The organism is Salipiger mucosus DSM 16094 (assembly GCF_000442255.1).
Classification (GTDB): Bacteria; Pseudomonadota; Alphaproteobacteria; order Rhodobacterales; family Rhodobacteraceae; genus Salipiger; species Salipiger mucosus.
Genome location: NZ_KE557282.1, coordinates 119,819 through 139,479 on the forward strand (window position 1 = coordinate 119,819; position 19,661 = coordinate 139,479).

The window sequence follows — 19,661 nt, forward strand, 5'->3', positions numbered from 1 at the left end:
CGTTCACCGCCGCATCCGGTTCGCCCCTGCAGGCCTGCCCATCCCGGGCCTGCCCGGCTGCAGCGTCCAGAGAAGCCGGTCCAACCGGACGACATGATTTGAGCCCGGATCCCACCAACACGGAGTGACCCCACCATGACATCCTTCAAGCCCACCCGCCGTGCCGTCCTGAAGGGCGGCCTGACCTCGGCCGCGGCGCTGGCCGCGCCCGCGCTGCTGTCTTCGGCCGCGCGCGCCGCCGCCGAGCAGATCACCGTTTCCGACGTGGGCGGCGCCATCGCCCCGGCGCTGCGCAAGGCCTTCTACGATCCCTTCGAGGCCGAGACCGGCATCAAGGTCGTCTCGGTCGCGCAGGAGCCGAACCCGGTCACGCAGATCAAGCTTCTGGTGGATACCGAGAGCTACATCTGGGACGTCTCGATGACGACGCCGGACCACGTCAAGCAGCTGGAGGCCGGCCCCGACTACACCACGCCGCTCGAGCTGGACGTCGACGAAAGCGAGTACGTCGCGGGCACCATCAAGCCGAACTGGCTGGGCTTCTCGGTCTTCTCGGTGAACATGGCGCTCAACACAGCGCAGCTGCCCGGCGCCAAGCCGCAGAGCTGGGCCGACTACTGGGATGTCGAGAACTTCCCCGGCCGCCGTGGCCTCTACCGCTCGCCCTGGGGCACGCTCGAGATGGCGCTGCTGGCCGATGGCGTTGCGCCGGCGGACCTCTACCCGCTGGACGTCGACCGGGCCTTCGCCTCGCTCGACAAGATCCGCGAGCACGTCTCGGTCTGGTGGACCGCCGGCGCGCAGAACACCCAGATCCTGCAGTCCGGCGAGGTCGACATGACCGACACCTGGTCGGCCCGCGCCTATGCCGCCTACGAGGCCGGCGCGCCGGTCGAGATGGTCTGGGACGGCCTTTATTCCGTCGACGGCTGGTCCGTGCACAAGGGCACGCCGCGCATGGAAGCCGCGCAGGAATTCGTGCGCTTCTGCGCCCGTCCCGAGCAGCAGGCGATCTACTCGTCCAACGTGGCGAACGGCCCCTCGGCCATGAAGGCCTACGACTTCATCTCCGAGGAACGCGCCACGGTGCTGCCGACCGCGCCCGGCAACGTCGACGGTCTGCGCCTGATGGACAGCGACTACTGGGGCGCCAACTACGATGCGCTCGCCGAGCGCTTCAACGAATGGCTCCTGATGGGCTGACCTGACCCGGCCCGGCGCGCCCCGAGACGGGCGCGCCGGGTGACCGCGCCGGCCCGATCCCGACCGATTTGCCAAGACTCCCGAGGACCAGAACAATGTCGCAGAAACAACTCGCCATCGGCACGCTCATCGAGGCCTACGGCCTGCATCCCGCCGCCTGGCTCGCGGAAGAGGCCGAGCCCGGTGCGCCGACCGAGATCGAGTATTTCAAGAACATCGCGCAGATCTGCGAGCGCGGGAAGTTCGACTTCTACTTCATCGCCGACACGCCCGCCGCGCGCACGCAGGACGTCGAGACCTGGGCGCGCTCGCCCATGTACATGAACCAGCTCGAGCCGATCACCCTGCTGACCGCGCTCGCTGGTGCCACCTCGAAAATCGGGCTGGCCGCGACCGCCTCGACCTCGTTCTACGAGCCCTACAACCTCGCCCGGCTCTATGCCTCGCTCGACCACATCTCGGGCGGCCGCGCGGGCTGGAACATCGTGACCTCGGCCAACGATTACGCTGCGCGCAACTTCGGCGCGGACCGCCTGCCGCCGCATGCCAAGCGCTATGCCAAGGCCAAGGAATTCTACGACGTCGTCACCGCGCTCTGGGACACCTGGGAGGACGACGCCTTCGTCTACGACAAGGAAGAAGGCTACAACTTCCTGCCCGAGAAGATGCACATGGTCGATCACGAGGGCGAGTTCTTCAAGGTGAACGGCGCGCTCAACATCGCGCGCTCGCCGCAGGGATACCCGGTCATCCTCGAGGCCGGCGCCTCGGAGACCGGCAAGGAGTTCGCGGCCCAGACCGCCGAGGCCGTCTTCGGCGTGGCGACGCGGATCGAGGACGCCATCGCCTTCTACAAGGATCTCAAGGGCCGCATGCCGGCCTACGGGCGCAACCCCGACCACCTCAAGGTGCTGGCCGGCGCCACCATCGTCGTCGGCGACAGCGCCGAGGAGGCCAAGGCCCGCTTCGACCACTGGCAGTCGCTCATCCATCCCGACGTGGGCCTGCTGCGCATCAAGCAGGACATCGAGACCGACCTGTCGGACCTGCCGCTCGACGAGCCGGTGCCCGAGGACCGCATCCCGGCCGAAGCCAACCATCACCGCGCCTACTTCGACGAGATCGCCGGCATGATCCGCCGCGGCCTGACGCTGCGCGAGATCTGCCAGCAATACACCCGCTCCAAGGTCACGATCTTCGGCTCGCCCGAGGAAATCGCCGACATGATGCAGGAATGGCTCGACCGCGAGGCCTGCGACGGCTTCATGATCACCTTCCCGGTGATCCCCTCGACGCTCGAGGACTTCGTCGAGAAGGTCGTGCCGATCCTCCAGGCACGCGGCATCTTCCGCGAGGACTACACCGGCTCGACCCTGCGCGAGCACCTCGGCCTGCCGCGCCCGGAAAACCGTCATGTCGTGGCCTCCGCCGACGGCGGCAAGGTGGTCGCGAATGGCTGAACTGAGCGCCACCGCGGTCCGCGAGGGCAAGGTGCGCGAGAAAAAGCGCTTCAACCCGGTGTGGCTCGCCGCGCCGGGGGTGGCCTTCCTGCTGTTCTTCATGGTCATGCCCATGGGGCAGATCTTCCACCTCTCCGTGCACGAATCCTCCGGCGAATTCACCTGGCGCTTCATGGAAAAGGCCATGGCGCCCGGGCTCTACGCCCGTGTGCTGGGCATGACCTTCTCGGTCTCGCTGCAGGTGATGCTGTGGTGCGTGGTGCTGGGCTACCCGCTGGCGCTCTGGCTGGCGCGGATGGAGGGGCGGGCGCAGCATCTCGCCGCCTTCTGCATCCTGCTGCCCTTCTGGACCTCGCCGCTCATCAAGAACTTCTCGTGGATGGTGCTGCTGGGGCGCACCGGCTTCGTCGCGGGGCTGGCCGAGAGCATCGGCCTCTCGCCCGAGGCGCTGCTCTATTCCAACACCACCGTGATCTTCGCGATGACCCACACGCTGATGCCGCTGGCGATCATCACCATGCTGCCCGCGCTGCAGCAGGTCGACCGCCGGGTGCTGCAGGCCAGCGCCACGCTCGGCGCCACCGGCGGGCAGGGCTTCTGGACGGTCATGCTGCCGCTCTCGATGCGGGGCATCTCGGCCGCGGGGCTGCTGATCTTCGTCACCGCGCTGGGCTTCTTCATCACGCCCGCGCTGCTGGGCGGACCGCAGCAGACCATGATCGGTCAGCTCATCATCATGCAGATCAACCAGTTGCAGAACTGGCAGCAGGGCGCGGCGCTGGCCGTGGTGCTTCTGGTCACGGCGCTGGTGGCGGTCTTCGTCTTCGACCGGGTGTTCGGCATCTCGTCGGTCACCGGCGGCAGCGGCGCGCCCCGACGACACGATCACCCCGTGCGCCGGCTCGGCATCCGCATGAGCGAGGGCATGGGCAAGATCGCCCGGCGCCTGGGCGGCGGCATGTCCGAAAGCACGGCGCGGCGGGTGCACAACACCTTCGCGGGCGTCATGGTCTTCCTGCTGCTGGTGCCCGTGCTGGCCTTCGTGCCGATGGCCTTCGAGGACAGCGTGAACCTCTACTTCCCGCCCGAGACGCTCTCGACCCGCTGGTTCGCCGAGCTCTTCGAGGCGCCGGTCTGGCGCTCGGCCATCCTGCGCTCGCTTGGCGTGGGGCTGGCGACGGCGGCGCTGACGCTGGTCATCGGCGGGCTGGCGGCACTGGCCCTGGTGCAGGGGCGCGGCAAGGCGGCGACGCCGATCTTCCTGCTGTTCCTGACGCCGATGATCATTCCGCCGATCGCGCTGGCGGTCTCGATGTTCTACCTCTTCGCCCAGATCGGGCTGGTGGCCACGAACCTCGGGATCATCATCGGCCACTGTGTCATCGCCATGCCCATCGTCTTCGTGGTACTCTTGACCACCTTCAAGGGCTACGACTGGCGTCTCAACGACGTGAGCCTGACACTGGGCGCCTCACGCCTGCAGAGCTGGCGCCGCATCACCCTGCCGCTGATGAAGGGCGGGCTGATCGCGGGCTTCGTCACCGGCTTCCTGCAGAGCTTCGACGAGCTGACCGTGGCGCTCTTCGTGGGCGGCGGACTGAAGACGACGCTCCCCCGGCAGATGTGGGACAGCATCAACCTGCAGGCCACCCCCATCATCGCGGCGGCATCCGTGCTCGTGCTGGTCATCGTGCTGCTGTTCTTCGGCGCGATGGAACTGGCGCAGATGCGCCGCAGGACCGCAACGAAAGGCTGAATCAATGGACATGAAGACCGACACCATCGACGAGACGCAGGCGCGCATCGACCTTGCCGCCGCGCTGCGGATGACGGCGCGCGCCAACATGCACGAGGCGGTCGCCAACCACTACTCCATCGCGCTCAGCGCCGACGGCTCGCGGTTCCTCATCAATCCCAAGTGGATGCACTGGGGGCGGGTCCGGGCCTCGGACCTCGTGCTGGTGGACACGAACGCGGGCGAACCCGAGAACGTCGACCGCACCGCCATGGCGATCCACGGCCAGGTGCACCGGCTCTGCCCCTCGGCGCGGGTCGTGATGCACCTGCACCCGATCTCGACCACGGCGCTGGCCTCGATCGACCCGCCGGGCATGCCGCCCATCGACCAGAACTCGGCGCGCTATTTCAACCGCGTGGCGGTGGACCTGCAGTTCGGCGGCATGGCCAACTCGGACGAGGAGGGCGCGCGCCTGGCCAAGCTGCTGGGCGACAAGTCGCGGCTGCTGATGGGCAACCACGGCGTGATGATCGCCGCCGAGACCATGGGCGAGGCCTGGGACGACATCTACACCTTCGACCGCGCCGCGCAGATCGTGGTGGCGGCGATGTCGACCGGGCGGCCGCTCAAGGTGCTCGACGACGAGACCGCCGAGCAGACGGCGCAGGACTGGCTGTCGATCCGCGACTTCTCGATCCGGCACTTCGAGGAGATGAAATGCATCCTCGACGCCGAGTGCCCGGACTACCGCGACTGAACCGACACGACACCCGCGGGGCGCGGCTTTCGCGCGCCGCGCACGGCACATGGAAGACTGTCCCCGCGGGGACGGCCGGGCCTCCGTGCGCCCCGGGGACAGGGAAAGGACGAGAGATGACAGCAATTGCCGAGGCCCCTCAGGGCGCCGAAAGCGCGACCGAGATCACGCGGGAGGCCTTTCGCGACGGGATGGCCTGCCTTGCCGGGGCGGTGAACATCGTCACCACCGACGGGCCGGGCGGGCGCGCGGGGCTCACCGCCTCGGCGGTCTGCGCGGTCACCGACGAGCCGCCGACGCTGCTGGTCTGCGTGAACCGCGGGTCATCGGCTGGCCCTGCCTTCCTCGAGAACGAGGCCCTCTGCGTGAACACGGTGGGCCCGGATCATCGCGAGACGGCCATGCTCTTCGGCGGCAAGACCCCGATGGCCGAGCGCTTCTCCGGGGCCGACTGGGGCACCGGCCCCTCGGGCGCGCCGGTGCTGGCGGGGGCGGTCGTGTCCTTCGACTGCCGGGTGCGCGAGCGCAGCCCGCAAGGCACGCACGAGGTGCTGTTCTGCGAGATCCTGCGCATCCAGAGCCGCCCCGGCGCGGCCGGGCTGGCCTACTTCGGCCGGACTTTCCATGACCTCGAAGGGTGACGCCATGCCGAACGATCTTTCCCCCGTATCGATGACCCCCGACGTCGCCCCCGAGATCACCGACCGCATCGCGGACGGCGAAGTCGTGGTCGTGACCGGCGTGTCCGGCGGCCCCTTCATGCTCGCGGCGGCCGAGACGGTCACCTCCGAGGTGGTGAACCTCATGGCGACCCATGCGCGCGGCCTCGTCGGCATCGCCCTGCGCGCGTCGCGCGCCGATGCGCTGGGGCTGGAGCCGCAGCCGCGCCGGGGCTGGAAGTCAGGGCCGGACTACACGCTCTCGATCGAGGCGGCGCAGGGCACGACCACCGGCATCTCCGCAGAGGAGCGCGCGATCACCATCCGCGCCGCGGTCTTCGGCGGTGCCGCGGACATCGTGACGCCCGGGCACATCTTTCCGCAGGTCTGCGACGGGCGCGGCACCGGGGCCGGCGATTGCGCGCTGCGCCTGGTCGAGACGGCGGGCCGGGCGCCCGTGGCCGTGATCTGCACCATGCTCGACGCCTCCGGCAACGTCGCCGGGTCGGCGGCGGCGCGGGCTCTGGCCGATCGCCTTGGCCTGGGCTGCACCGATGCCGGGGGCGGCGAATAGGCGGAGGCTAATCACTGATGAATACAACTATAATTTCCCCGAATGCTGGGCGGCGGTAGAAGGGGACTGGCCGGGGCGAGGCGTGCGCGCCTTTGCACCGCGAACAAGAGGTAACGAAGATGACTACGGAACGAACGGATACGCTTGTCGTCGGGGGCGGCCAGGCCGGTATCGCGATGAGCGAGCACCTCGGCCGGATGGGCGTGCCGCATCTCGTGCTGGAAAAGGCGCGCGTCGCGGAAAGCTGGCGCAGCGAGCGCTGGGATTCGCTGGTGGCCAACGGCCCCGCCTGGCACGACCGTTTCCCGGGCATGGCGTTCCCCGGCGCCGACCCGGACGCCTTCGTCGGCAAGGAGGCGGTGGCCGAATACTTCGCCGCCTACGCGCGGATGATCGACGCGCCCCTGCGCTGCGGCGTCGAGGTCGAGTCGGTGAAGCGCCTCGAGGGGCGTGCCGGTTTCCGGGCCGAAACCTCGCAGGGCACGATCGAGGCCGCGCATGTCGTCGCTGCAACCGGACCGTTCCAGAAGCCCGTGATCCCACCCGTCGTGCCGGCTGAAAGCGGCTACCTCCAGATCCACTCGCGCGGCTATCGCAATCCCGGCCAGCTGCCCGAGGGCGGCGTGCTGGTGGTCGGTGCGGGCTCGTCCGGCGTGCAGATCGCGGACGAGCTGTCGCGCGCGGGTCGCGACGTCTACCTCTCGGTCGGGCCGCACGACCGGCCCCCGCGCAGCTATCGCGGCCGGGATTTCGTCTGGTGGCTGGGCGTGCTCGGCAAGTGGGATGCCGAGACGCAGGACCAGGGCAGCGAGCATGTCACCATCGCGGTGAGCGGCGCGCGCGGCGGCGAGACCATCGACTTCCGCCGGCTCGCGGCGCAGGGCATCACGCTGGTCGGCCGGACGGAAAGCTATTCCGAGGGGGTCGTGCGCTTTGCCGACACGCTGGCCGAGACCATCGCGCGGGGCGATGCCAACTACCTCTCGCTGCTCGACGAGGCCGACGCCCATGTCGCGCGTTACGGGCTCGATCTGCCCGAGGAGCCCGAGGCGCGCCGCTTCGGCCCGGACCCGGCCTGCGTGACGCATCCCCTGGCGTCGCTCGATCTCGAGGCGGCGGGCGTGCGGACGATCATCTGGGCCACGGGCTACGAGCTCGACTTCGGCTGGCTCCAGGTCGAGGCTTTCGACGCCGAGGGGCGGCCGAACCACAGCCGCGGGATTTCCGCCGAACCGGGGGTCTATTTCCTCGGCCTGCCATGGCAGACCCGGCGCGGATCGAGTTTCATCTGGGGCGTCTGGCACGACGCCAAGTACCTTGCCGACCACATCGCCGGGCGCCGCAAGTACGACGCCTACCACGACGAGGCCCGTCAGCGCGAAACCGCCGTGCCGCCGCTGGCCGAGGGCCGCGGCTGAGCCCGGCCCCAGGAATACGGAGACCGAGATGGCCCACGAACGCATCCGCACCTTCAACACGCGCCACACCTACCCCGAGCAGAACCTCGACAACGACCTCGCGCAGGCGGTGGTGACGCGCGGGGGGCGCACCGTTTGGCTGCGCGGGCAATGCCCGCAGAACCTGGACGACGCGAAGAACATCGAGAGCCACGATCCCGTGGAGCAGACCCACAAGGTCATGCAGAACATCCGCCAGCTCATCGAAGAGGCGGGCGGGCGCATGGAGCACCTCGTGAAGGTGGTGGTCTACATCACCGACGTGCGCCACCGCGAGGCGGTCTACCGCACAATGGGCGAGTACATCCGCGGCGTGCACCCGGTCTCGACCGGGCTGGTGGTGCAGGCCCTGGCGCGGCCCGAGTGGCTGGTCGAGATCGACGGCACAGCCGTCATCCCCGACGAGGAGGGCTGAGCGCATGACCTTCTCGCTTGTCGCCCGCTGCCCGGACACCGGCATGTTCGGCGTTGCCATCTCCTCGTCCTCGCCCGCCGTGGCGGCGCGCTGCGCCTATGTCCGCGCGGGCGTGGGGGCGGTCTCCTCGCAGAACGTGACCGACCCCACGCTGGGGCCGCGCGCGCTCGACCTCATGCAGGGCGGCATGAGCGCCGAGGAGGCCGTGGCCGAGATCCGCGAGACCGCGCCCTTCATCGAGTACAGGCAGGTGCTGGCGGTTGATGCCCGTGGCGGCACCGCGATCCACTCGGGGCCGAACTCGCTGGGCCTCTGGACCGAGGCGCGGGCGACGGATGTCGCCTCGGGGGGCAACCTGCTGGCCAACGAGGGCGTGCCGCAGGCCATCGTCGATGGCTATCTCGGCGCCGCGGGCCATATCGGTGACCGCCTGATCGCGGCCCTGCGCGCCGGGCTGGCGGCGGGCGGCGAGGCCGGGCCGGTGCATTCCGCCGGCATGCTGATCGTCGACGACGTGGCCTGGCCGGTGGCCGACCTGCGCTGCGATTGGACCGAGGATTGCCCGGTCGAGGCCGTCGCGACCGCCTGGGAGGTCTACAAGCCGCAGCTGCGCGCCTACGTGCAACGCGCGCTCGACCCGCGCGAGGCGCCGTCCTACGGCGTGCCGGGCGACGAGTGAATGCGCCGTGCCGCGCGCTCAGGAGATCCGGCGAGGCTCCATGATCGGCGCTTCCATGCCCGGGATGTAGCTGTTCGAGATGAAGGTCCCGCAGTGGTCCATGAAGGTCGAGACCAGCCGCGTCGGCTGCTGCCGCGCCACGCGCAGGAGGCCCAGCCGCATCGGCTTGTGCTCGCCCGCGATGCGCAGGCGCACCAGCTTGCGCCCGTCGAGCGCCGTGGTCGAACGCGGCCGGATGTTGGCGATGGTATAGCCGAAGCGGTTGGCGACCATCGTGCGGATCACGTCCTGCTGCTGCAGCCGGGCGGTGATGCGCGGCGTCACCCCGGCGCGGGCGAAGAGCCCCATGAAGTAGTCGCGCGAGAGCGGCAGGTCGAGCAGGATCAAGTCCCGGTCGGCCATCTCCTCGAGCGTGACCGCCGACTGCGCGGCGAGCGGATCGCTTTCGCCCACCAGCACGTGCGGCGGCAGCTCGGCCAGCGGCACGAACTCGAACTCGTCGGGCACCTCGAGGTCGTAGCTCAGCGCCACGTCCAGCTCGGCACGCTCCAGCTTCTTGAGCAGTGTGCCCTGGTCGGCCACCTCGGGCAGCACCCGGACGCCGGTGTGTTCCGAGGCGAAGCTGTGCGTGATCTCGGGCAGCACCATCGGCGCGAAGGTCACGAGGCATCCCAGCGCCAGCGTGCCGCGCACCGTTTCGGTCGCCTCCGAGGCCGACTGGTAGAGCCGCTCGGCCTGGTCGACCAGCTGCTTGGCCTCGACCAGCAGCTCGCGCCCCACCGGCGTCAGCGACAGCCCCTGCGCGTGGCGGCGCAGGAAAAGCTGCGCGCCCAGTTCCGTCTCGAGCTGCGAGATCGCCGTCGAGATGGACGGCTGCGAGATGTTGATCCGCTCGGAGGCGAGCGTGATCGAGCCAAGCTCGGCGGTGGCGATGAAGTATTCGATCTGGCGCAGCGTGTATCGCATGACGCCAATCTCCGCCGGTCGCGCGTGACTGGCAAGGGGCCTTTTGGCTTCGCGCGCGGAGCTGCGCCAACAGCAATGGCACGGAGGGCGCATGAACAGCGCAAGGGATGAGATCACGGTGGGCGATTTCTGGCGCACGCTGGGCGAGCGCGCCATCGGCGCGACGGTGGTGACGGCAGACAGCGCCGAGGGGCCGCGCGGCTTTCTCGGGCTCTCGGCGGCGCATGTCTCGGCCGACCCGCCGCGGATGCTGGTCTCGATCGACCGCAAGACCTCTGCGCTGGACGGCGTGCTGGAACAGCGCCACTTCGCGATCAACATCCTGCCCGAGGGGCAGGCGGCACTGGCCTCGGCTTTCGGCGGCAAGGGCGAAAAGCCCTTCGCGCCGGAGGAGTGGACCACGCTCGCGACCGGGGCGCCGGTCTTTGCAGCCGCGCTCGGCGTCTTCGACTGCGAGGTCGAGCAGGTCGTCGATCTGGACGGCACCGCCGTCGTCATCGGCCGCGTCCGCGCGGTCCGCGCCGCCGGCGAGGGCGAGCCGCTGGTCTTCTTCCGCGGCAAGTTCCTGTCGGACTGAGCCGCAAGACATCCCGGAGAGCACATGACGACACATTTCACCCCCGCCGCGATGCTGGAACGGCTGGTCGCCCACGCAACCGTGGTTGGCACGCCGAACGGTGCCCTGGTCGATTTCGTTGCCGACTATCTCGAGGCGCATGGCGCGCGCGTCCAGGTCCTGCCTGGGCCGGAGGGCGACCGCTCGAACCTCTTCGCCACCATCGGTCCCGAGGACCGGCGCGGCCTGATCCTGTCGGGGCATCTCGACGTGGTGCCGGCGGAGGAGCCCGGCTGGCAGGCCGACCCCTTCGTGCTGCGCGCCGAGGCGGGCCGGCTGATCGGGCGCGGCGCCTGCGACATGAAGGGCTTTGTCGCGGCGGTGCTCGCGGCGGTGCCGGCTATGGCGGAGACGCAGTTGGAGACGCCCCTGCACATCGCGCTGTCCTACGACGAGGAGGCCGGATGCCGGGGCGTCGGGCACATGATCGACCGTCTGCCCGAGCTCTGTCCGCCGCCGCTGGGCTGCATCGTGGGCGAGCCGACGGGCCTCGCCCCGGTGCTGAGCCACAAGGGCAAGGCAGCGGTGCGGCTCGTGGCCAGGGGCATCGCCGGGCACAGTGCGCGCCCCGACCTCGGGCGCAACGCGATCCACGCGCTGCTGCCCGCGCTCGCCCGTGTCGCCGAGGAGGCCGCGCGGCTGACCGCCGAGGGCCCCTTCGACGACGGTTTCGCGCCGCCGCATCACACCATGCAGGTCGGCACCATGTCCGGCGGCGAGGCGCTGAACGTGCTGCCCGATCACGCCGAGGCGCGGATCGAGGCGCGCGTCCTGCCCGGCGCCGATCCGCTCGAGGTGCTGCGGCCCGTTCTGGACCTTGTCGCCGCGACAGAGCACGTCGAGGCCGAGATCCTCGCAGCCTATCCGCCCCTCGCGCAGGAGGCGGAGGTGCCGCTCGTGCGGCTGGTCGAGGGGATTTCCGGCAACGCGGCGCAGAGCGCCGTCAGTTTCGGCACCGAGGCGGGGCTCTTCCGCGCGGCGGGCATGCCGGCGGTGCTCTGCCGGGCCGGGCGACATGGGGCGCGCCCACAAACCCGAGGAATACATCCTCGAAAGCGAACTCGAGGCCGCGCACGAGATGATCCTCGGGCTGATCCGGCAGCTTGCCGGCGGCGGCGCCGAGGTGCTCCGCATGCGGTAGCAGCCCGGGCCCTCGCCCGCATTGGCGGTCAGAGCTCGCCGGTCCTCGGTTGCCAGGTGGTCCCCTCCGGCCCCTTGTCGGGGGCGAGGTCGAGCTCGAATTCGTACATGTCCGGCCGGTAGAGCGCCCGGATGCGCTCCAGCGCCCGGCCGTCGGCATCGCGGACGACCCGGGTGATGCAGAGCAGCGGCGCGCCGACGCCGATTTGCAGCAGGGCGGCGACCTCGGCATCGGCCGCGCTGGCCGTGACGCGCTGATGCGCGCCTGAAATGCGTGCGCCCGACGCCTCGATGAGACGCAGCAGCGGGGTGCGGGTCAGGTCTTCGGCCTCGAAGGTCCGCCCGATGTCCTCGGGCACATGCGTGATCGCGTGGGAAAAGGGGATGCCGTCCACCGAGCGCAGGCGCGTCGCCTGCTGGACGACAGTGCCGGGCGCGATCTTCATGTCCTGCGCTATGTCGTGAGGCGCGGGCGCGTAGTCGAAGGCCAGCACCTCGACACGCGTGCGCAGCCCCATCGCCAGCAGGTTGTCCACCAGCCCGCGGATATCGGCCTGCGGCGCGGCGGCCTGGGCCGGCGGCGTCGCGAAGGTGCCGCGCCCGCGCTCGCGCCGGATCAGCCCCTCGCTTTCCAGCCGCTCGAGGGTCCGCCGCAGGGTCACCCGCGAGACGGAGAAGGTCCGCGACAGCTCGGGCTCGCTGGGCATCGGCCGGTCCGGCGGGAACCGGTGGCCGAGGATCTGTTCGCGCAGGACGATGTAGATCCGGTGGTAGAGTGGCGTCGGGTCATGCATGGCAGTCCGATTCTTAAGCGCTGTGGCAGTCTGCGCGAGGAAAAACATCCGACGCGGGCGAAATGGCTGGCCACAAAGTTGTATTAAAGTAAAGTCAACCAGACAATATGCGAAGGGCAGGTGGATGCGGACGATCTTCGACACTCTCCAGCGGGGCGCATTCGGCGCCGCCGAAGGCCGCCCGTGACCCGCGCCGCCGACGTCCTCGGAGACGGCAGCCTGGCGCGTGCGCTGTTCGCCCCGCGCGCGGTTGCGCTCATCGGCGCCTCCTCCGACCCGGGCAAGACCACGGCGCGGCCGCTGCGCTACCTCCGCAAGCACGGCTTCGAGGGGCGGGTCTTTCCCATCCATCCGACCGCCGCGACGGTCGGCGGGACAACGGCATATCCGGACCTCGCCTCCGTGCCCGAGCCGGTCGACCACGCCTTCATCCTGCTCGCGGCGCCTCTCGTGCCCGCGGCGGTGCGCGCCTGCGCCGAGGCCGGCGTGCGCTGCGTGACCGTGCTGAGCGACGGCTTCGCCGAGACCGGCCCCGAGGGGCTGGCCCGCCAGCGCGCGCTGGTCGAGACCGCCCGCGCGCACGGCGTGAGATTGCTGGGCCCCAACTCGATCGGCGTGGTGGATACCGACGGCTTTGCCTGCAGCGCCAACGCCGCGCTCGAGATGCCGGAGCTGCCGCGCGCGGGATACGGCGTGATCTCGCAGAGCGGCAGCATGATCGGAGCGCTGCTGTCGCAGGGCGCGGCGCGCGGGATCGGGTTCTCGAGCCTCGTTTCGGTGGGCAACGAATGCGATCTCTCGGTCGGAGAGATCGGCGAGCTCATGCTGGCGGACCCCCGCTGCACCGCGATCCTGCTTTTCCTGGAGGCGATCCGCGACCGCGCGGCGCTGGCCCGATTCGCCCGCGCGGCCGAGGCCGCGGGGAAGCCCGTGCTGGCCTGCAAGCTCGGCCGCTCGACGGCGGGACAGGCGCTGGCCGCGACGCATACCGGCGCGCTGTCAGGCGACGACCGTTCGGCCGAGGCGCTGTTCCGGCATCTCGGGATCGCCCGAGTGAACATGCTCGAAACGCTCTACGAGGCGCCACCGCTTTTCTTCGGTTCCGGTCGGCCCGAGGGCGGCCGCGTGGCCGTGGTGACCACGACCGGCGGCGGTGGCGCTCTGGTGGTCGATGCGCTGGCCTCGAACGGACTCGACATCGCCGCCGTTCCGGCCACGGTCCGCGCGCGGCTGGAGCGGCAGGGCGTGTCGGTGGGCCAGAGCGGCCTGATCGACCTGACGCTCGCCGGGACGGGCCCCGAGGTCGTGCGCGACGTGCTCGACCTGCTCATGGCCGCTGAGGGCGTCGATGCCGTTGCCATGGTTATCGGCTCCTCGGCGCAGTTCCGGCCCGACCTTGCCGTCGCGCCGCTGCACGGGCTGGCCGAAAGCCCCAAGCCGCTGGCCATCCATCTCGTGCCCGCGGCCGAACGCTCGCGCGCGATGCTTTCCGCCGAGGGGCTGGCGGTGTTCCGCACGGCCGAGTCCTGCGCCGAGGGCCTGCGCGCGAGGCTGCAGCGCCGCGCGCCGGGTGACGTGCCGGCGACGCCTGCAGAGGGCCTTGCCGAACGGGTGGCGGCAGAGGTGGCGGGCGCCGCGGGCGCGGCGCTCGACGAGCCGACCTCGCGCCGCATCTGCGACCTGCTGGGCATCGAGGGTCCGCCGGGCCGTTGCGTCCGGACGCCGGACGAGGCGCGGGCGGCCTTCGCCGAGCTGGGAGGCGCGGCGGTGCTGAAGATCGTGTCGCCCGACATCCCCCACAAGTCCGACAGCGGCGGCATCCTTCTTGGTATCGACACGCCCGAGGCGGCCGCGCGCGGGGTCGCGCAGCTCTTGCAGACGCAGCGGGCGGCGCATCCGGGCGCGGACCTCCGGGGTGTGCTCATTCAGAAGATGGCCCGCGGCGTCGGCGAGGCGCTGATCGGCTTCCGCCGTGATCCCCAGTCCGGCCCCTTCGTCATGCTGGGGGCGGGCGGCGTGCTGGCCGAGGTCATGGACGACATCGCGATTCGCGTCGCGCCCGTCGATCTGGATACGGCCCGCGAGATGATCGCGGAGGTGCGCATGTTCCGGGCCTTTGCCGGGTATCGCGGGGCGCCCAAAGGCGACCTCGAGGCCGTCGCCCGGGCCGTCGTTTCCCTGTCGCGCCTGGCCCGTTGCCCCGAGGTCGCGGAGGCCGAGATCAATCCGTTTCTGATCGGTGCCGAGGGCGCGGGCGGGCTTGCGCTCGATGCGCTCGTCGTGGCCGCGGAGCGGCCATGACCGGGGCCACGATCATGTCCGCGCCCGGTGCGGCGCAGGACCATGCACGGCGAAGGGAGGACCGTGAGCGATGACCGAATATGCCCCCGACGGACTGTTCGGCCTGCTGACCCCGCAGGCGAACACCACGGTCGAGGCCGAGTTCCGCGTCTTCTGTCCGCCGGGCATGCTGCCGCTGACCGCGCGCATGACCAGCGGCAAGCCGGGCATGGAGGCGCGGCTCGTGGATTACGCCGAGCGGCTTGGCGAGACCGTGGACCGCTTTGCCAACGCGCCGCTCGGGGCCGTCGCGGTGGCCTGCACGGGCATGTCCTACCTCGTCGACCCGGCGCGCGAGGCGGAGGCGGCGTCGCGGATCTGCGACGCGCGCGGCTACCCGGTGCTGACCGCCGCCCAGGCATTGCGCACCGCGCTCGAGACGCTCGGGGCGCGGCGTATCGGGATCGTGTCGCCCTACGGCGATGCACTGCACGAGGAGGGCCTGCGCTACTGGTCGAAGCTCGGGTTCGAGATCGGGCAGGCCGTGCGGCTCGCCGGAGACGACAGCGCCTTCCACGCGATTTATGGCCTGTCGGGCGAGGCGTCGCGCAAGGGGCTCGCGGCCGTCGACACCGATGGTCTCGACGCGGTCGCGATCCTGGGGACCGGGCTGCCGACGCTGGACACCCTGCTGGCGGCGCGCGGCGGGGCCGTCCCGGTGCTGACGCCGAACCTCGCGCTGGCCTGGCTGACCGTCTGCACCCTGCGGCAGGAGACACCGACGCCCGCCAGCCTTGCCTCCTGGACCGACGGCAGCGCCTGGGCGGCGCGCTACGTGACAAGGGACCGCCGGCCATGACCCGGCCTGAGCGCGACCAGGCGCGGCCGTCACTGCGCGGTATAGCCGCCGTCCACCACCATGTCGCTGCCGGTCATGAAGCCGGCCTCGTCCGAGGCAAGGAAGACCGCCGCGCCCGCGATCTCGGCGACATCTCCGATGCGGCCGATGGGATGCTTCGGCGCGAGCGCGGCGCTCGTGGCCTCTTCCGAGCCGTAGGCGGCGCGGAGCCGCTCGGTCATCACGGCACCGGGCGAGAGCGCATTGACGCGGATGCCGTCCCCGGCATGGTCGAGCGCCATCGCGCGGGTCAGCTGCAGGACACCGCCCTTGGAGGCGCAATAGGCCGCGTTGTTGCGCACGGCGACGCTGCCGAGCTGCGAGGCGACGTTGACGATCACGCCCGCGCCTTGCGTCCGCATCAGCCGCAGAACGGCGCGGCTGACCAGGAAGACACCGGTGAGGTTGACATCGATGCTGGCGCGCCAGTCCTTGAGCGTCAGATCGGCAACCGGGGCATTGGTGGACAGCGCCGCGGCATTGTTGACGAGCACGTCGATCCGGCCGAAGCGGTCATGCACCTGCGCGATGGCGTCTTCGACGGCCCGCTCGTCGGTCACGTCGACCGCGAGCATGCCGGCCTCGGCGCTTCGATCCAGGCGGGCGACGCGCGCGCCTTCCGCCTCGAACCGCTCCGCGATCGCGCGACCGATGCCGCGCGCGGCCCCGGTCACGATTGCCGTCTTACCACCGAGCCTGCCCAAGTCGCGGTCCTTTCACTGGAATGGCCGAAGGCTAGGATCGGGCGCGGGGATGCGCAAGCGGATGGCGTGGCAGCGGGGCTGCTTCGGTGAGCGGTCTGCACGAGCTGTCGATCCACGAGCTTTCAGGGCTCGTCTCGCGGCGCGAGCTCGGGGCGCTCGAACTGACGGACGCGCTGATCGCGCGCGCCGAGGCGGTGCCGGGCGTCTTCGTCACGCCGACCTTCGAGCTTGCGCGCGAGATGGCATGCGCCGCGGATCGCGAGATCGCGCGGGGCGCATGGCGTGGCCCGCTGCACGGCATCCCCGTGGGCCTCAAGGACGCGCTCGATACCGCCGGGATCCCGACCGAGGTGGGCTCGCGACTGCTGGCCGGGCGTCTCCCGTCGACCGACGCGGTCGCCTGGCAGCGCCTTCGGGAGGCCGGGGCGGTGCTGATGGGCAAGCTGCACTGCGCCGAACTCTGCCTCGGTGCGCCGGGAAGTGACGATGCCTTTCCCTGGCCGCGCCACCCGCTCGACGCTGCGCGCACGCCGGGGGGCTCCTCCTCCGGTGCGGCCGTGGCGCTGGCCCGGGGCCTCGTTCCGGCGGCGCTTGGCAGCGACACCGGCGGGTCGATCCGTATTCCGGCGGACTTCTGCGGCGTCTCGGGGCTGAAGCCCACCGACGGGCGCGTGCCGGCCCAGGGGCTCTATCCGCTGGCGCCCTCGCTGGACCAGGTCGGCCCCATGGCGCGCTCCGCGCGTGACTGCGCCTTCCTGCTCGACGCGCTGGATGGCACGAGCGGGCATGTGCGGGGTCTGACCGAGCGGCTGGACGGGATGCGGCTGGGCTACGTCGCCGGGTTCTGCGACCAGGGCGGCGTCGCGCCGGACCACCGGCGCTCGACCTGCTGCGCGCGCTGGGCGCCGAGGTGCGGGAGGTCACGTTGCCGGATCTTGCGGCCTTCACCCGCTGCCAGATGACGCTGATGCTGAGCGAATCCTGGCCACTCGTCGGCGTGCAGGCCCGCCGGGCGATCGGCCGGGTCAGCCGCATCACGCGGACGCGCCTCGCGATGGGCGCGCGGCTGGGGCCCTCGGACGGCGAGGAAGCCCGGCAGACCCGCAAGGCGCTGGCCCGCGCGACCGAGGCGGCAATGGCGGGGTTCGGCGCGCTGATCTGGCCGGCCGTGCCGGGCGACCCGCCGCGCGTCGCCAAGATCCGGGCCCTCGACTACCTGCGCCGCCCGATGCTGTCGGTGCCGCCGAACGTCTCCGGCGGTCCCGCGGCCTCGGTGAGATGCGGGCGTTCGAAGGCCGGTTTCCCGGCGGCCTTCCAGGTGATGGGGCGGCGTTCGGGTGACAGGGCGGTGCTGAAGATCGCCCATGCCTACGAGGCCGCGACGCCGGAATTCGACAACCCTGTCATCGAGACCGGCGCCAATGAGCCGGCGCCGCGCGCCGACACCGCGCGCCTTCGGTGCGATTCGCCGGATCTCCGGCACTGAGACGCGGCCGGCCCCGGGGCGGGCCGGAGCACAAATATGGCGCAGCGGCGGGCAGTTTCGCGGTTTCGCGCGGCCCGGGAGAGCCAAACCTCCGATTTTGCTTGATATGACTCAAGTTAAATACAGGAATTGTATTAAATCTAAACAATACCTGTCTGGGGTGGAGCCGATGCGTATGACTGCCCAAGTATCTGCGATTCATGTTTCGGCCGGCTCCGTGCCGGGTGTCCGATGACCGAAGGGACCGTCGCCGAGCGGCTCGTGGAGGCGCTTCACCTGCGCGGCACGCGACGCATCTACGGGGTGCCCGGAGGGGGCTCCAGCCTCGACCTGATTGCCGCGGCCGAGGCGCTGGGCATGACCTTCGTGCTGGCCCGGACCGAGAACGCGGCGGTGATGATGGCGGCGACCGATGCCGACATGACCGGCACCCCCGGCGCCGCGCTGACCACCAAGGGGCCGGGGCTGGCGCAGGCGATGAACGGGCTCGCGCATGCCGCGCTCGACCGGTCGCCGGTGGTGCTCGTGACCGACGGGTTCAGCGAGACGCTCGCCTCCTACGTGACGCATCAGGTCTTCGACCAGGCGGCGATGAGCGCGCCGGTCGTGAAGGGGCATAGCCGTCTCGATGGTGACGCGCCGGGAGACGAGATCGAGCGGCTTCTGGATCTTGCCCTGGCCCCGACGCAGGGGCCGGTGCATGTCGAGCTGACCGGCGTCGCCGCGCGCCGCCCGGCGGCCCCCGGCCTTGCCGCTTCGGGTTCCGGATCGCCCGGTCTGCCGGAACTCGCGGAGGCGCATGACCTTCTGTCGAAGGCGCGACGGCCGGTGGTCGTCCTGGGCCTCGAGACGCGCGCGACGGGCGTGTCGGACGCCGTCAGGCGCTTCGTCGATGCGCTGGGCTGCCCGGCGCTGACCACCTACAAGGCCAAGGGCGTCGTGCCCGAGGATCATCCCGCGCGCGTCGGTCTCTTCACCGGCGGCGCGGCCGAGGCCCCGACGGTCGAGCAGGCGGATCTCGTCGTGCTGGTCGGGCTCGATCCGGTGGAACTGATCCTGCAGCCCTGGCGCTACGACATCCCCGTGCTCGACATCGCGACGGTGCCGCACAGGCCGCACTACGTCGAGGCCGAGGCGGGCGTCTACGGCCCGCTCGGGCCTGCGCTCGACGCGCTGGCCGCGCGCAACCGCGCGGGCGCCTGGGAGGCCGGGGAGATCGCGGCGCTGCGCGACGCGATGCACGCGGGGCTGTGCTTTCCTGCGCGCGGCTCGCTCGATCCGAAGCGCATCGTGGAGCATGCGGCGGGCGTCTTTGGCGAGACCTCGCGCGCGACGGTCGATGCGGGCGCGCACATGCTGAGCGCCATGGCCTTCTGGCCCGCGCAGCGGCCCTGCGACGTGCAGATCTCGAACGGGCTGGCCTCCATGGCCTACGCGCTTCCGGCGGGCATCGCGGCCGCGCTGGCCGAGCCCGAGCGGCCCGTCCTGGCCTTCACTGGGCGACGGCGGGCTGATGATGTGCGTCGGCGAGCTGGCGACGGCGGTGCAGTATGGCGCCGACGTGACCGTGATCGTCTTCAACGACGGCGCGCTCAGCCTGATCGATCTCAAGCAGCAGCAACGGGGGATGAAGACCGCCGGGGTGCGCTGGCCGTCCTCGGATTTCGCGGCGGTGGCCCGGGGCTTCGGCGCGGCGGCCTGGCGGGTGGGAGACGCCCGAGGACTACGAGGCCGCCCTCCGTTGCCGCCCGCGCCACGAAGGGGCCGGGCACTGATCGACGTGGTGGTCGATCCCTCGGGCTATGCCGCCCAGCTCAAGGCATCGAGGGGCTAGC

At 70.8% G+C, this 19,661-nt stretch carries 19 protein-coding genes and 1 pseudogene; 17 read left to right on the forward strand and 3 right to left on the reverse strand.

What is annotated here, in order from left to right:
• Positions 1-135: 135 nt before the first annotated feature.
• The 9 genes from SALMUC_RS22005 to SALMUC_RS22045 all read left to right on the forward strand — a co-directional run bounded on the left by SALMUC_RS22005 (position 136) and on the right by SALMUC_RS22045 (position 8,942).
• Entirely contained in the window at positions 136-1,203 is a 1,068-nt protein-coding gene (locus tag SALMUC_RS22005; RefSeq protein ID WP_020039332.1) for an ABC transporter substrate-binding protein, read from the forward strand.
• 95 nt (positions 1,204-1,298) lie between these two features.
• Complete coding sequence (locus SALMUC_RS22010) at positions 1,299-2,663, forward strand: LLM class flavin-dependent oxidoreductase (RefSeq protein WP_020039333.1); 1,365 nt, start codon at positions 1,299-1,301, stop codon at positions 2,661-2,663.
• Positions 2,656-4,419 (forward strand): ABC transporter permease subunit, encoded by a 1,764-nt coding sequence (locus tag SALMUC_RS22015; protein ID WP_020039334.1) that lies wholly within the window; start codon positions 2,656-2,658, stop codon positions 4,417-4,419. Before SALMUC_RS22010 ends, SALMUC_RS22015 begins: the two co-directional genes overlap by 8 nt.
• A 4-nt stretch (positions 4,420-4,423) precedes the next feature.
• Positions 4,424-5,158: a class II aldolase/adducin family protein gene (locus SALMUC_RS22020; RefSeq protein ID WP_020039335.1), complete on the forward strand. Its 735-nt coding sequence runs from the start codon at positions 4,424-4,426 to the stop codon at positions 5,156-5,158.
• A 116-nt stretch (positions 5,159-5,274) separates the two neighbouring features.
• Entirely contained in the window at positions 5,275-5,799 is a 525-nt protein-coding gene (locus tag SALMUC_RS22025) for a flavin reductase (RefSeq protein WP_020039336.1), read from the forward strand.
• Complete coding sequence (locus SALMUC_RS22030) at positions 5,783-6,391, forward strand: 3,4-dihydroxy-2-butanone-4-phosphate synthase (RefSeq protein ID WP_020039337.1); 609 nt, start codon at positions 5,783-5,785, stop codon at positions 6,389-6,391. Before SALMUC_RS22025 ends, SALMUC_RS22030 begins: the two co-directional genes overlap by 17 nt.
• 119 nt (positions 6,392-6,510) lie before the next feature.
• The gene (locus SALMUC_RS22035) at positions 6,511-7,809 is read left to right on the forward strand and encodes a flavin-containing monooxygenase (RefSeq protein ID WP_021120817.1); all 1,299 of its coding nucleotides are present in this window, start codon (positions 6,511-6,513) and stop codon (positions 7,807-7,809) included.
• Between the two features lie 28 nt (positions 7,810-7,837).
• Positions 7,838-8,263, forward strand: a complete 426-nt coding sequence (locus SALMUC_RS22040) for a RidA family protein (protein ID WP_020039339.1) — start codon at positions 7,838-7,840, stop codon at positions 8,261-8,263.
• Positions 8,264-8,267: 4 nt separating this feature from the next.
• Positions 8,268-8,942, forward strand: coding sequence for a DUF1028 domain-containing protein (locus tag SALMUC_RS22045; protein WP_020039340.1), 675 nt, complete (start codon positions 8,268-8,270; stop codon positions 8,940-8,942).
• Between the two features lie 18 nt (positions 8,943-8,960).
• Here the strand turns inward: SALMUC_RS22045 and SALMUC_RS22050 are convergent, their stop codons facing one another.
• The gene (locus SALMUC_RS22050) at positions 8,961-9,908 is read right to left on the reverse strand and encodes a LysR family transcriptional regulator (protein ID WP_020039341.1); all 948 of its coding nucleotides are present in this window, start codon (positions 9,906-9,908) and stop codon (positions 8,961-8,963) included.
• Positions 9,909-9,999: 91 nt separating this feature from the next.
• Here SALMUC_RS22050 and SALMUC_RS22055 point away from each other — a divergent pair, with 91 nt between their 5' ends.
• The gene (locus SALMUC_RS22055; RefSeq protein ID WP_020039342.1) at positions 10,000-10,485 is read left to right on the forward strand and encodes a flavin reductase family protein; all 486 of its coding nucleotides are present in this window, start codon (positions 10,000-10,002) and stop codon (positions 10,483-10,485) included.
• A 24-nt stretch (positions 10,486-10,509) separates the two neighbouring features.
• Positions 10,510-11,787: an acetylornithine deacetylase gene (gene argE / locus SALMUC_RS29205; protein ID WP_021120818.1), complete on the forward strand. Its 1,278-nt coding sequence runs from the start codon at positions 10,510-10,512 to the stop codon at positions 11,785-11,787.
• Here the strand turns inward: argE and SALMUC_RS30650 are convergent.
• Positions 11,694-12,458 (reverse strand): GntR family transcriptional regulator, encoded by a 765-nt coding sequence (locus SALMUC_RS30650; protein ID WP_020039344.1) that lies wholly within the window; start codon positions 12,456-12,458, stop codon positions 11,694-11,696. The two genes, argE and SALMUC_RS30650, sit on opposite strands and share 94 nt — an antisense overlap.
• Before the next feature lie 183 nt (positions 12,459-12,641).
• Here SALMUC_RS30650 and SALMUC_RS22070 point away from each other — a divergent pair, with 183 nt between their 5' ends.
• Positions 12,642-14,759 carry an acetate--CoA ligase family protein gene (locus SALMUC_RS22070; protein WP_020039345.1) on the forward strand — a complete coding sequence of 706 codons (2,118 nt, stop codon included), beginning with the start codon at positions 12,642-12,644 and terminating at the stop codon, positions 14,757-14,759.
• Between the two features lie 70 nt (positions 14,760-14,829).
• Complete coding sequence (locus SALMUC_RS22075; protein ID WP_020039346.1) at positions 14,830-15,597, forward strand: maleate cis-trans isomerase family protein; 768 nt, start codon at positions 14,830-14,832, stop codon at positions 15,595-15,597.
• A 29-nt stretch (positions 15,598-15,626) separates the two neighbouring features.
• Here the strand turns inward: SALMUC_RS22075 and SALMUC_RS22080 are convergent, their stop codons facing one another.
• On the reverse strand, positions 15,627-16,310 hold the full coding sequence (locus SALMUC_RS22080) for an SDR family NAD(P)-dependent oxidoreductase (protein ID WP_245584732.1): 684 nt from the start codon (positions 16,308-16,310) through the stop codon (positions 15,627-15,629).
• Between the two features lie 116 nt (positions 16,311-16,426).
• On the opposite strand from SALMUC_RS22080, the gene SALMUC_RS31595 reads away from it, so the two are divergent.
• The 4 genes and pseudogenes from SALMUC_RS31595 (at position 16,427) to SALMUC_RS31915 (ending at position 19,660) form a co-directional block, all read left to right on the forward strand.
• Positions 16,427-17,302 carry an amidase gene (locus tag SALMUC_RS31595; RefSeq protein ID WP_021120819.1) on the forward strand — a complete coding sequence of 292 codons (876 nt, stop codon included), beginning with the start codon at positions 16,427-16,429 and terminating at the stop codon, positions 17,300-17,302.
• Positions 17,251-17,826 carry an amidase family protein gene (locus SALMUC_RS31600; RefSeq protein ID WP_281168877.1) on the forward strand — a complete coding sequence of 192 codons (576 nt, stop codon included), beginning with the start codon at positions 17,251-17,253 and terminating at the stop codon, positions 17,824-17,826. Before SALMUC_RS31595 ends, SALMUC_RS31600 begins: the two co-directional genes overlap by 52 nt.
• A gap of 231 nt (positions 17,827-18,057) precedes the next feature.
• Positions 18,058-19,305: pseudogene (locus SALMUC_RS29220) on the forward strand (thiamine pyrophosphate-binding protein); the annotation flags it as partial.
• A 37-nt stretch (positions 19,306-19,342) separates the two neighbouring features.
• A complete protein-coding gene (locus SALMUC_RS31915; RefSeq protein WP_425414326.1) occupies positions 19,343-19,660 on the forward strand; it encodes a thiamine pyrophosphate-dependent enzyme in 318 nt (105 codons plus the stop codon).
• Position 19,661: the final 1 nt, after the last annotated feature.